We start from the raw sequence: 12,671 nt of genomic DNA on the forward strand, positions 1-12,671 counted from the left end.
CCCATGGCCGTCTCCGCGCTCGAGCTGCGCCCGCGCAACGCCGTCTCGCTGATGGACGCGGCGCTGCGCCTGTGCGCCCGGAGCACGGGCGTCTGGGCCCTCACCCTGCCCGGCGGCGCGGCCGTCGTCGCCGCCATGCTGTACCTGGCGGAGGCGGTGCGACTGGGACGCCCGCTGGTGCTGCCCACGCTGGCGCTCACGCTGGCGTGGTTCCTCCGAGGCGTGTGCCAGGGCGCCGCGTGTCACCACATCCAGGCCCAGCTCCTGGAGGGTCAAGGCGAGCCCTCGACGTGGGACTCGCTGAAGGCCGCGTTGGGGCGCCTGCCCTCGCTCTGCGTCGCGGTGGGCTACCTCTTCGTCTTCGACGGCATGGCCCTGTTGTTCGGCCTGGGCGTGGCCTACGTCGTGTTCTCCTCGGCGAGCGTGGGCTACGCGGCGGTGATGCAGGGCCGGGGGAGCGTGCTGGGGCTGTATGGGCACTGCTCGCGGCTGTTGGGCCCGGCGCGTGGCACCGCGACGATGGTCCGCATCCTCATGAGCGTGCAGGTCCTGGTCTTCTTCAACCTGCACATCGCGTTCAACTTCCTGCTGATGCTGGCCCGGAAGCTCCTGGGCATCGACCTGACCTTCGCGGAGCGCTTCGCCTCGCTGGACAACGCGCCCTGGCTCCTGTTCCTCGTGGCCACGACGTTCGCCCTCTTCGAGCCGGTGCGCGCCGCCACCGCCACGCTGCTGCTGGTGGATGGCCGGGTGAGGCAGGAGGGGCTCGACCTGATGGCGGCCGCGCAGCAGCTCCCGACGCGAGACTCCGGCAAGCCGCTGGGCCCGCGCAGCGCGGCCGTGCTCGCGGTGGCGCTGGGAATGGGACTGCTCGTCGGAAGCCCCGCCCGGGCGGACGAAGTGGCGCCGCGTCCTCCCGTCACCTCCGGGCGCGATGCGGCGCGGCGGCTGGGCCAGGTGGCACAGGCCTGCGAGGGCGAGGACACCGCCAGCGACCCTCGCTTCGAGCGCATGGGCGCCCTGGGCCCCGGTGAGCGCGGCAAGCTGGACCGGCTGGTGCGCGCGGTGGAGCGGCAGGCGTACGACAACGAGGACTGCGAGTCGGCCCTGGCCGCGCTGGAGCGAGGCCTGACGCAGGCCACGTCGACGGTGGAGGCGCAGGAGAAGGCGGACGCACGTGTCGCCTCGGCGCGGGCACGCGACATCCTCGCGCGGCCGGAGTTCGCCGTGGCGCCGCCCCGAGACGAAGAGACCAAGGAGCCCACGCCGCCCCCGGAGCCTCCGGGCTGGTGGCGCCGCTTCATCGACAAGCTGGGCGAGTGGCTCAAGGAGTTCTTCAAGCGCGACGAGGCCCCCGCCCCGGTGGACGTCGCGCCCCCCGCCGTCACCGGCGGCGCCGTGGCCAATGTCCTGGTGGTGATGCTGGTGGGGCTCACGGTGGTGGTGCTGGGCGTGGTGCTGATGCGGGCCCTGCGCAAATCCCGTCCGAGCCACCGGGAGGCGGGCCTGGAGGTCTCCACACTGGATGCCACGACGCTCGCGGGAGACCCGGCGCACGCGCTGTCGCGCCCGCCGGAGGGCTGGGCCCAGTTGGCGGACGAGCTGGCGGCGCGCGGGGAGTACCGCGAGGCGGTGCGCAGCCTCTACCTGGCGCTGCTGTCCCGGCTGCATCGCGACGGCGCCATTCTCTACGACGTGACGCTGTCCAACTGGGACTACCTGAGCCAGTTCAAGGGGCGCACCGAGTGGAAGCCCCGCTTCCGCGAGCTGACGCTGCGCTTCGACTTCGCCTGGTACGGCAACACCCCGGTGGGCCAGTCGGGCTACCAGGAGTTCCGCTCGCTCACCGCGCCCATGCTGGCCGCGCCCGCCACGTTGGAGGCCGCCGGTGCGTGACCGCTTTCCCTTGCTGGTGGTGGGCGGGCTGGTGCTCACCGCGGTGCTCGGCTCGCTGCTCGTGAAGGGCGCGAAGCGCGGCGAGTTCGCCGACACCCTGTCCACCTATCGCGCGCACGAAGACGGCGCGCGCGCCCTGTTCCTGCTGGCCGAGGAGAGCGGCCTGCCGGTGACCCGCCGCATGGCGGACCTGCGCATCACCGGCGCGGACACCTCGACGCCGGTGCTGCTGGCGGTGGAGGTGGAGGGCTCGCGCGAGGATGACCTGGAGCAGACGCAGCTCGCCGCCGAGCCCGATGCGGGCCTGGGCGACGAGCACGTGCCGCGCGTCGGCTTCAATGCTTTTCGCGCCAGCCACCTGGACGACCGCGAGGTGACGGAGCTCCTGGAGCGCGTGGTGGCGGGCGGCACGGTGGTCTACGTCCCCTGGGGCTCGCGGGAGAACCCGCTGCTGGATGCCCTGGGGGTGAAGCTCACCAAGGCGGACACGACGCTGCCCATGCGCACGCTGGTGCCGCCCTTCCCCTCCCCGTACACGCTGGGCGTGGAGCGGGTGGAGGTGAAGGTGCAGGCCTATCTGGAGCTGCCGGAGAACGCCGTCCCCGTGCTCGAGGACGAGCGGCTGGGACGCATGGTGGCGGCGGTGGTGCCTCACGGCCAGGGCCGGGTGCTGGTGGTGGGCGCGCCGGAGCTGGCCATGAATGGGGCGCTGGCGCGCGCGGACAACGCGCAGTTCTGGCTGTCCTCCCTGCGCGCGCTGGGCCCGGGCCCCTACGAGTTCGACGAGTTCCATCACGGCTTCACCAACGAGCGCTCGGTGGTGGACTTCGCGCGGCGCTACGGGCTGCAGTTCGCGGTGCTCCAGCTGCTCGTCGGCGTGGCGCTGTGGTCCGTGGCGCTCAAGCGCTTTGGCCCCCCGCGTCCTCCTCCCGAGTCCGCTCGAGTTGGCGCCACCGATGCCCTGTTCGCCATGGCGCGGCTGTATCGCGAGGGGCGGCACCACGCCTTCGCCGCGAAGCTTGTCTCGCGTGGACTCACCCAGGAGCTGGCCCTGCATGCGGGGCTGCCCGCGCACGCCGCGCACACCGCCGTCTCGGACGCGCTGAAGGAGCGCGGACGCGAGGACCTGGCGCGCGGCCTGAATGACGTGGCCGCCCGCGCCGAGACCGCGGCCAACGACTCCGACCTCCAGCAGCTCGCGGCCCGTGCGGCGGGCCTGCGCCAACGCCTTCACTCCGCCGGCTCCGCCCGGCGCAGCACTCCCGGAACCCCATGAACGCGAATGACCCCGCCTCCACCCTCGTGCCCACTGGCTCCGCCGTGCAGGCCGCCCACGCCATCCGCGAGGGCGTGCTGCGCGAGGTGCGCAAGGCCGTCGTGGGCCAGGACGAGGTGCTGGAGCTGATGCTCTGCGGCCTCATCGCTGGCGGCCACGTGCTGCTGGAGGGTGTGCCCGGCGTGGCCAAGACGCTGATGGCCAAGGCGCTGGCGCGAAGCATCAGCTCCGACTTCAAGCGCATCCAGTTCACCCCGGACCTGATGCCGGCGGACATCCTGGGCACCAGCGTGTTCGACCTGAAGACGCAGGGCTTCGTGCTGGTGCGCGGTCCCATCTTCACGGACCTGCTGCTGACGGACGAAATCAACCGCGCCCCGGCCAAGACGCAGTCCGCGCTGCTGGAGGCCATGCAGGAGCGCGGCGTGTCGCTGGAGGGCCGCAACCTGCCGCTGTCGCCCCTCTTCACGGTGTTCGCCACGCAGAACCCGGTGGAGTCGGAGGGCACGTACCCGTTGCCCGAGGCGCAGCTGGACCGCTTCCTCCTGAAGATCGACGTGGGCTACCCCGCGCCGGAGGAAGAGGACGCGATTCTGGCGTCGGTGCACCGGGGCTTCGACTCGGGAGACCTGGCGCGCGCTGGCGTGAGCGCCGCGGTGACGAAAGAGGGCCTGCTGGCCGCGCGTGCCGCGCTCAACGAGGTCAACGTGGAGCCGCCGGTGCTCAGCTACATCCGCAAGCTGGTGTCGGCGACGCGCGCCTCCGGTCGCATCCGGCTGGGCGCGGGCCCTCGCGCGGGTGTGCATCTGCTGCTCGCGGCCAAGGCCCTGGCGGCCCTGCGCGGACGCAACTTCGTCACGCCGGATGACGTGCGCTTCCTCGCCGGCCCCGTGCTGAAGCACCGTCTGCTGCTGTCGCCGGACGCGGAGCTGGATGGCGCCACGCCGTCGGACGTGCTGCGCGAGGTGGTGCAGGCCGTGGAGGTCCCCCGGTGATTCCCACCGGGCGCCTCTGGGGGCTGCTCGCGCTCCTGGCCCTGCCCATGATGGCCGCGGGTTTCTTTCCCGGCCTGGGCGGCGCCGTGGTCGCCCTGGATGCGCTGGCCCTGGCGCTGGCCCTGCTGGACTTCTTCAGCGCCCGCTCGGCGAAGCTGGAGGTGCGGCGCGTGCTGCCGCAGCGGCTCAACGTCGGCGTGCCCAACAAGGTCGAGCTGCGCGTGGTGCATCGCGGCGGTCGCACGGTGCGCGTGCGGCTCAAGGACGGCGTGCCGGAGTCCTTCACCGCCACGCCCGAGGAAGCCCCGCTGAAACTCCAAGCGGACAGCGAGACGCGCTGGGTGTACCGGGTGACGCCGGCGAAGCGCGGGCGCTTCGACTTCGGGGACGTGTACGCGCGAGTCCAGGGCCCGCTGGGCCTCGTCTCCCATGAGCGCGTGTTCCCCGCCGCGCAGGCCATCTCCGTGTACCCGGACCTGCGTGGCGCCAACCGGCTGTTGCTGTCCGGAGCCGCGTTGGACCTGGTGAACCTGGGCCTGCGGCAGCTGCGCCGGGATGGCCGGGGCAGCGAGTTCGCTCGCCTGCGCGACTATGCCCAGGGAGACAGCGCGCGCGACGTGGACTGGAAGGCCACCGCCCGCCGGGGCAAGCCGGTGACGCGCGTGCTGGAGTCGGAGCGCTCACAATCCATCCTCATCTGCGTGGACGCGGGTCGCTCCATGGCGGCGCAGGTGGACGGCCTGACCAAGCTGGACCATGCGGTGAACGCCGCGCTCTTCCTGGCCTTCGTCGCCGTGCGCAATGGAGACCGGGTGGGACTGGCCGTCTTCGCGGACGGCGTGAAGACCTACCTGCCCCCAGCGGCCGGACGTGGCCAGTACCGGAAGATGGTCGATGCGCTCTACTCCACGACACCCAGCCTCACGTACGTGGACTACCTGGCCCTCTTCAAGGAGCTGAACGTCCGCCTCACCCGGCGCAGCCTGCTGTGCGTCTTCACCGACTTCCTCGACGAGGAGCAGGCCTCCACCATGGTGGCCCCGCTGCACCGGCTCGCGCGGCGCCATGTGCCCCTCTGCCTGTCGGTGAAGGACACCGCGCTCCAGAAGCTCCTGCGCACGCCACCGCCCGGGCCGGAGGAATCCTTCCAGCACGCGGTCGCCTCGGAGCTGCTCGCGGACCGCGAGGTGCTCAAGGCGCGAGTGAGTCAGGGCGGCGTGCAGATGCTGGATGTTCAACCGGATGACTTGAGCCTCGCGGCCGTCAACCGATACCTCGACATCAAGGCCCGGGGCGTGCTGTAGCGGCTGGCACCATGCGCCCCCTCTTCCAGGCCCAGGGCTCCTTCACCGCCGAGCGAATCGAGGACCCCGAAGCCGAGCGGTTCCAGCCGCTCCTGGAGCGCTGCGAGGACTTCTTCCAGTTGTGCTTCGGCCGCCCCGCGCGCCCGGACGAGGGACGGCAGCTTCCCCTCGAACGCCCTCCTGGAGTGCCCTCCGAGGCGGGCCATCTCATCGCGGTGCGCGACACCTCGGGCCAGTGGGTGGGCGTCCTCGAAGGACTCCAGGGCTATCGAAAGCCCGGGGAGGCGTACCTGGGACTGATGTTGCTCGCGCCCCACGTGCGCGGGCTGGGGCTCGGCGCGGCGCTGCTCCACGGCTACGAGGACTGGCTGCGCTCCGAGGGCATGCACGTGCTGCGCGTCGGAGTCTCCGAGCCGAACACCTCGGCGCTGCGCTTCTGGCGCCGCATGGGCTTCGAGGACGAGGAATGGGTGGGCCCGATGAGGCAGGGCGAGCTGAACTACCGCGTGCTCAGGATGCGAAAGACGCTGACGTCACCGGCAGCCACCCCGTGAAGCGCGTGTCCGTCACGTTGCCCCGCACCAGGTGCAGGCCGCGCTTGAAGAAGGCGTAGACGCGGAAGAAGGACTCCAGGCCGAGCCGCTCCGTGTCGCTCAACTCGCCCAGGCTGCAAATCACCTTCGGGTCGCCCCGCCCCGAATCGATGAAGCCCAGCACCGCCACCACGGGCACACGCACGCGCTGGCCTCGAGGCAACCGAGCGCCCAGCACCACCGCGTCGAGCGGGTCTCCATCGTCCGACATCAGCCCGGGGATGCTGCCGTAGTTGTACGGACACGGCAGCGGCGCCACGAAGTCCACCGAGCCGTCCGCGCGTCGCTTCACGAACGAGAAGCGCGGGCACTCGATGACGACCTCGGGTTCGCGCGGAAGCAGGGGCAGGAGCAGCGGCTCGGACACGAGTCCCGTGTAGCACGGGCGGGGACAGGGCGCGTGGAGCCTCGCCCTCGCCTGTCGAGCGACAGACGCGCACCGCGAGTCGGGGAGCCCGTCAGGACGCCCGAGGAGCATCCAGCCGCGCGTCGTCCGAGCGCGAACCTCGCAGCCAGTCCGACAGCAGGTACGAATAGACGCCGCTGCCCACCACGAGCGCGAACGTGACTTTGAAGGCCACCGACAGCTTGGGCGGATGAATCTGCGACACCGTGCCTTCGATGAAGCCCGCGAGAACGAACAGCACCAGCGTCCCGAACAGGAGCTTCACCGCCGTCACGGCCTCGGCGCGCAGGGCCTGCCCTCGTGGCAGTCCCTTGGGGGCCACCAGGCCGCGCGCGATGACGAGGCCCGCCGCGCCCGCGATGCAGATGGCCGTTATCTCAGGGATGCCGTGGGGGAGAATCCAGGCCCAGAACCAGCCGGCCATCCCCTTCGCCGCGTACACGTGCGCGAGCGCGCCCAGGAACAGGCCGTTGACGAACAACATCACCGCGGTGCCCAGCCCCAGCGTCACGCCCAGCGCGAAGCACAGGAAGGCCACCTGGATGTTGTGGGTGAAGAGGAACGAGGAGAAGTGCGCCTGCTGGCCCGCCGACATTCCGTCACCCGCGGCCTCGTTGGCGGCGCGCTGAACGGGGTCCATGTCCAGGTGCTCGGCGGGCACCAGGTAGTGCGCGGCGTCCGGGTCCACCATCATCCCCAGGTAGCCGAAGCCCACGCCGGCCAGGAAGAGCAGCACCGCCGCCACGTACATGCGCCACTCGCGGCGCAGGAGCGCGGGAAAGCCTCGCGCCACGAAACCCCAGACGTCCGCCAACCGGGGGCGGCGCCCCGGATAGGTGAGCGCATAGGCCCGCCCCACCAGGTCATTCAGGTACGCGCTGACGTCGGCCGAGCCGCTGCGGGCCCTCACCCAGAGCAGGTCGCTCGACACGGCGCGGTACAGCTTTCCGAGCGTTCGCGCGTCATCGAGGCTCAGGCCGCGCAGGCCGCGGACCTCGGACTGGTCCAAAAGCTTCTCGAGCTTCTCCCACCGAGGTCGACGCGACTCGATGAACTCCGCCATCTCCATGACGACAGTCTAGCCCAGGAGGGCCGTACGCCCACCCTGCCCTACGGGCGCCGGTTGTGGGAAAACAGGGGTATGACGTGTCGGCTGGCGTTCCTGGGATGGCTCTTGGCCTGTTTATCGGGATGCAGCTCCATGCGAGCGCTGTGTCCCCTGGAGGGCGGCCGTCCCTGGGTGGAAGTGCGCAGCCCCCACTTCAGCATCCGCACCGACCTGGACACGGACACGGCCGAGGACGCGGCGCGCGAGTTGGAGATGCTGCGGCAGGGATTGCTCCAGGCGTGGGGCGGCAGCTTCGACCCGCCGGGAACGGTGGAGGTCATCGTCCTGCGCAACCGCCGGGAGCTGTCGGAGTTCACCAACGTCGGCATCGAGGGCTTCTCCGCGACCACATCCGAGGGCCCGCTGCTGGTGATGGCGGGAAACAGCTACGCGCTCAGCGAGGACGCGGCGGACATCTCCACGCAGGCGCACGAGCTGACGCACTACCTCTCGCAGTTCGCCCTGGTGCGGCAGCCGCGCTGGCTGTCCGAGGGGCTGGCGACCTACCTGGAGACCATCACCCTGAGGCCGGAGCGACGGGAGGTCATCCTCGGAGCGCTCCACGCGCCGTTCCTCGACCACGTCAAGCGCAGCGGCTGGCGCACGCTCGACGAGCTGTGGGAGTGGGACCGGCGGGGGCTGATGAGCAGCGCGGAGTCGCGGCAGTACTACGCCTCCGCGTGGCTCTGGGTTCACTTCTTCATCAGCCAGCACTCCGAGCGCTTCGAGCGCTTCCAGAAGCGCCTCATGCGCGGCGAGGAGCCGAGGAGCGCCTGGGACGAGTCCTTCCGGGGTGTGAAGGATATCGCGGGCCAGGTCCACGCCTACGCCCACGGCGGACGACACGTCCACTACCCGCGCATCACCGCGCCGCTGTTGCCCGTGTCGAGCGACATCCACACCCGACTCCTGGACCCCGCGGAGGTGCACGCCGTCCGCGCGCGCCTCATCCTCCTGACACCCGGCGCCGCGCCCGCCGAGGCGCGCCAGGAGAAGGCCGAATGGGAGATGGCGCAGGCGCTGAAGGAGGACCCGGGCAACCTCACCGTGGCGCTCCTGCGCATCCGCTCCATGGGGGACCCGGACCAGCAGCTCGGCTTCGCGCGGGACCTGGTGAGCCGCAGGCCGGAGAGCGGCCTCGCGTGGGACGCGCTCGCCCAGGCGCTGGATGCCGCGGGCTACGCCACCGAGGAGCAGGAAGCCGCCCGCCTGCGCGCCGCGGAGCTGGTGCCCGACAGCGTGGGCACTCAGAACGGACTGGCCCGCTACTACGCACGCACCGCGCAGCCGGAGAAGGGGCTGGGGGCGGCGCAGCGGGCCGTCGCGCTGGCGCCCGGTAACGCCAGCGTGCTCGACACCTACTCCACCATCCTCTTCCAGCTGGGCCGCTGCCAGGAGGCGCTCGCCACGCAGCAGCTCGCGGTGGAGGTGCTCTACGAAGGCACGCCGGAGCGGCTGCGCCAGACGGTGCACGACACCCTGGCTCGCTACGAGGCGGTGTGTGGAGCCTCTCCCGCCGCGTCGACGTCTCCGTCCGGAGGCGAGTAGCGCCGGAACGACGAAGCGCCGGTGAGCCCTGGAAGGGGGCCCGACCGGCGCCTCGAGAACCTCACGCGTGAGCGCGGGTTACTTCAGCTGCTTCTCCAGCGGCTTCTTCTCGCTGGACTCCAGCTGCTTGGTCCAATCCACCACCGGCGTCTGCCAGGCCATGCCCGTCTCGGTGGGCTCGGGGGCGAGCTTCTCGAACTCGAAGCCGTCACCGCCGAAGTACAGGTACTCCACCGTGGCGACGGAGTACTCCTTCGCCGGGTCCAGGGCCTTGCCCTTGGCGTCCTTGAACTTGTTCTTCCCGGCGGCGGTGAAGCCGGAGACCAGGGCGTTGGGGTTGGCCAGCTGCTTGGCCAGGTCCTCGCCCTTGAGCTTCACGACGAGCAGCGAGTTCTCGAACGGCATCACCGAGTAGATGCTGCCGCGCGTCACCGGGCCGGCCGGCAGGTCGCCACGGATACCGCCCTTGTTGAGGATGGCCCCGTCCGTACCGAGCGACTCGCGCACCGCGCCGCCAATCCACTTCGCCATCTGCGGAGAGGCCTGGGTGATGCCCGTCTTCGTGAAGCCAATCTGCTGGCCCAGCACCTCGTCGAGCTGCGCCTTCCACTTGGCGACCAGCTGCGCGGTCTCCGCGTCCGGCGTGCCACCGGCCACGTCGACGAGCTTGCCCTCGATGTTGGTGACCTTCTCGCCGGCGGGCTTGGCCGGGTCGAACGAAATCTGCGCGCGCAGGTACTTGGCGAAGCCACGGTCCAGCGACGCGAAGATGACGCCGTTCTCCTTCGAGTAGACCTGCTGCGGGCAGCGGCCACCGGCGACGACGGACAGCTTCCATTCGGGGTGCTTGGCCACGATGGGCTGCAGCTCCGTGACGCACGTGTCGGCCACGACGACGACCGTGTCGGCGCCGGCCTTGCGGGCCTCGGGGATGGCGCTGTTGAGCGCCTCCTCGTAGCCCGTGACTTCCAGGCCCTCGGCGCGGCCAGCCATCGCCGTACGCACCGTCTTCTCCGAGGCGAGACCCACGACGCCAACCTTCAGGCCCCGGCGGTCGAACACCTGGAACGCGGGCAGGGACAGGTCGCCCGCGAGCGCCGGGTCCTTCACGCGGAGGTTGGCGGCGAGGAACGGGAAGCCACCGGAGGCGCGGTTCTTGAGGAAGACGTCCTTGCCGAACGCCAGCTCATGGTTGCCCATGGCGGAGGCGGCATAACCCATGCGGCCCATGACCTCGGCGGTGGGGGCACCCAGGAAGAAGGACGACAGGGCCGGCCCGTTCCAGTGGTCGCCCGTGGCGAGCGCCAGGGTGCCGGAGTCGGCGCAGGTCGCCTGGCCATCCTTGATGGGGCCGGGACAGTGCTTCTCGTCATTGACCCAGTGACCAAGCAACTCGGCGGCGCCACCCTTGCCATCGACCGGCTGAAGCTGGCCGAAGGTGCCACCGGTGACGAGCAACGTCACCTCACTGGGCACCGCGGGCTTCGCCGGCGCGGGAGCAGGCTGCTCGGCGACGGGGGCGGAAGGGGGAGGACTGCTCTTCTCGCAGCCGGCCAGGGCGCCGAGCGCGAGAACCAGCACGCCGGAAAGGCGCGACTGGCGGGAGGGACGGGGGCGGTAGCAGGGGTTCGAGCTCACAGCGCGCCGTTTAGCACAACTCGGGACGTGATACGGTGACTGGCGTGTCAGATGAACAGGACCCCAAGGGCCCACCCTCACCACGAGGGGAGCAGCAGCAGGACGCCGCGAGCGGAAAGAACCAGACTGGCCGCGTGCTGGCCCAGCATTTCTGGGAAGAACTGCAAAAAGGCGCCGTGCACTTCCAGGAACAGGGCTCGGAGGTCGTTCCCCGGGGCCGGCTGAGACAGTTCATCCATGGACTGAGCCTTCCGTTTCATATTGCCCGGGCCCTGCTGGGAGACCCGGTGGCGCGCCGTCAGTACCTGCGCGTGGGGCTGATGCAGACCGTGGTCGCCCTGGCGCTGTCCCTGACGTGCATGGGCTCGGCGAACAAGGCCGCCAATGCGGTGGAGGATTCCCAGGACGAAGCCGTCGCCGCCGAGGTGTCGTCGGCGCTCAAGAAGGTCGCGTCGGTGGTGGCCGAGCAGAACGCGAGGAAGGCGGAACGGGCGGCCGCCCGCGAGCTTCGCAAGCAGCGTCGGAACGGCGAGGCCCCGGCGGACACGGCTCGCGCCACGGCGGCGGCGGAGCTGGATTCAGACGCCCAGGACGAAGAAGCGGGCGAGGCCGAGGACCCCGCCGACCCGGATGCCGTCGCCCTCGCGCCCGGTGCCGACGAAGCCCCCGAGGCTCAGGGCGGGAAGGTGGACACGAACGAAGCCGGTCCTCCGGAACGAGCCGCGAAGGACGGCGAGACGCCCTCGGAGCTTGCCGCCGACGTCTCGGCCGCGCCTGCCAGGCAACGGGAACCCACCGTCCAGGGCAAGAACACGGACGCGGCTCCGACTTCCGACAAAGACAGAAGCCCACGGGAACCGTCGCGGGCCACCGCGGACGAAGAGGACCCTGAAGCCCGCATCGCGATGAACATCGAGCGACGGCTTCGAGACATCGAGGCCGCCGCGAACAACCCGGACGCGGGCACCGAGGTCTCGGACGCGGTGATGGCCCTGGTGGCCGAAGCCGTCTCCAGTGCGTCTTCGGATGGGTCCAGCGTGCAGCGCAGGCCCAAGAAGCCCGAGGGCGATTCCTCGAAGGCGGGCAAGCTCAAGTCCGAGCCCGGGAAGTCGCCGCGCCAGCGTCATCCTGAAGCTGAAGACAAGGGCTCCACGGGGCCGACGTTCAAGGGCTTCTCCGTGGTCGGCATCCCCTTCTGGATAGCGTTGTTCGCGGCGATGCAGCTTGCCCAGTGGGTCATCATCGCGTTGTCGCGCGACTACCACGATGTCATCTCCCGGGAGGCGAGCCTCCTGACGCGCGTGGCGCCGGAAGACGACGCCATCACGCCGCACATCCGCCTCAACGTGCAGTGGATGCGCAAGAAGGTGCGGCGCCGGGTCAGGGCGATGATTCTGTTCGCGGTCGGCGTGCCGGCGGCGGCCTTCGTTGTCTCGCCCTTCTTCTGCCTGGGGCTCAGCAGTCCGCTGATCACCACCATCACCTCGTTGTGGGGCGCGTGGTGGCTGATGGTGTTCACCGCGGCCAAGAGCGCCCAGGCCTGGGAGCCGATGGCGGGCCAGCGGCCTCCCTGGTTCCTGCGCGCGTGGACCTTCCTCACCACCCGCGTGCCCGGGCTGCGGTGGAATGTGCTGCAACGCTATGGCGCGATGTGGACCCGGCGCTCGACGGAGGTCTTCGTGCCGGTGGCCACGGTGGAGCGCCATCCGTGGGCCTATGCGGGACTGACCGTGGTGCGCTTCGTGGGTTCGTTCGCGCCGCTGAAATTCTTCGTGCGCCCCCTCATCCCCGTGGCGTCCGCGCACATCCTCCGGGAGGAGAGCGCCAGACGCGCCCGTGAAGGACAGGGCACGGGTTCGAGCCCCCGCGTCCCTGGACCGCTGGAGGAAACCATCCGCTCGAGCTGA

At 70.7% G+C, this 12,671-nt stretch carries 10 protein-coding genes; 7 read left to right on the forward strand and 3 right to left on the reverse strand.

The annotated features are described in order from the left end of the window. Positions 1–3 precede the first annotated feature (3 nt). The 5 genes from HUA75_RS21055 to HUA75_RS21075 are packed head-to-tail and all read left to right on the forward strand — an operon-like array spanning position 4 to position 6,025. Positions 4–1,896 (forward strand): DUF4129 domain-containing protein, encoded by a 1,893-nt coding sequence (locus tag HUA75_RS21055; protein ID WP_174487388.1) that lies wholly within the window; start codon positions 4–6, stop codon positions 1,894–1,896. Then, a complete protein-coding gene (locus HUA75_RS21060; RefSeq protein WP_174461817.1) occupies positions 1,889–3,172 on the forward strand; it encodes a DUF4350 domain-containing protein in 1,284 nt (427 codons plus the stop codon). Before HUA75_RS21055 ends, HUA75_RS21060 begins: the two co-directional genes overlap by 8 nt. Beyond that, the gene (locus HUA75_RS21065; protein ID WP_141646946.1) at positions 3,169–4,167 is read left to right on the forward strand and encodes a MoxR family ATPase; all 999 of its coding nucleotides are present in this window, start codon (positions 3,169–3,171) and stop codon (positions 4,165–4,167) included. The genes HUA75_RS21060 and HUA75_RS21065 overlap by 4 nt, the downstream gene beginning before the upstream one ends. Continuing rightward, complete coding sequence (locus HUA75_RS21070) at positions 4,164–5,471, forward strand: DUF58 domain-containing protein (RefSeq protein WP_174487389.1); 1,308 nt, start codon at positions 4,164–4,166, stop codon at positions 5,469–5,471. The genes HUA75_RS21065 and HUA75_RS21070 overlap by 4 nt, the downstream gene beginning before the upstream one ends. A gap of 11 nt (positions 5,472–5,482) precedes the next feature. Continuing rightward, positions 5,483–6,025, forward strand: a complete 543-nt coding sequence (locus HUA75_RS21075; RefSeq protein ID WP_141646948.1) for a GNAT family N-acetyltransferase — start codon at positions 5,483–5,485, stop codon at positions 6,023–6,025. Here the strand turns inward: HUA75_RS21075 and HUA75_RS21080 are convergent. Together HUA75_RS21080 and HUA75_RS21085 are read right to left on the reverse strand one after the other, a co-directional pair. Beyond that, the gene (locus tag HUA75_RS21080) at positions 5,982–6,431 is read right to left on the reverse strand and encodes an inorganic diphosphatase (protein ID WP_141646949.1); all 450 of its coding nucleotides are present in this window, start codon (positions 6,429–6,431) and stop codon (positions 5,982–5,984) included. The genes HUA75_RS21075 and HUA75_RS21080 overlap by 44 nt on opposite strands. Before the next feature lie 91 nt (positions 6,432–6,522). Further along, complete coding sequence (locus HUA75_RS21085) at positions 6,523–7,539, reverse strand: stage II sporulation protein M (RefSeq protein ID WP_141646950.1); 1,017 nt, start codon at positions 7,537–7,539, stop codon at positions 6,523–6,525. A 132-nt stretch (positions 7,540–7,671) separates the two neighbouring features. Between HUA75_RS21085 and HUA75_RS21090 the strand changes: the two genes are divergently transcribed. Continuing rightward, entirely contained in the window at positions 7,672–9,126 is a 1,455-nt protein-coding gene (locus HUA75_RS21090; protein ID WP_246137612.1) for a DUF1570 domain-containing protein, read from the forward strand. A 78-nt stretch (positions 9,127–9,204) separates the two neighbouring features. On the opposite strand, the gene HUA75_RS21095 is transcribed toward HUA75_RS21090, so the two are convergent. After that, positions 9,205–10,764, reverse strand: coding sequence for a bifunctional UDP-sugar hydrolase/5'-nucleotidase (locus tag HUA75_RS21095; protein WP_174487391.1), 1,560 nt, complete (start codon positions 10,762–10,764; stop codon positions 9,205–9,207). 44 nt (positions 10,765–10,808) lie between these two features. On the opposite strand from HUA75_RS21095, the gene HUA75_RS21100 reads away from it, so the two are divergent. After that, positions 10,809–12,671 (forward strand): hypothetical protein, encoded by a 1,863-nt coding sequence (locus HUA75_RS21100; protein ID WP_217446163.1) that lies wholly within the window; start codon positions 10,809–10,811, stop codon positions 12,669–12,671.

Source organism: Myxococcus sp. CA040A, from assembly GCF_013336725.1.
Classification (GTDB): domain Bacteria; phylum Myxococcota; class Myxococcia; order Myxococcales; family Myxococcaceae; genus Myxococcus; species Myxococcus llanfairpwllgwyngyllgogerychwyrndrobwllllantysiliogogogochensis.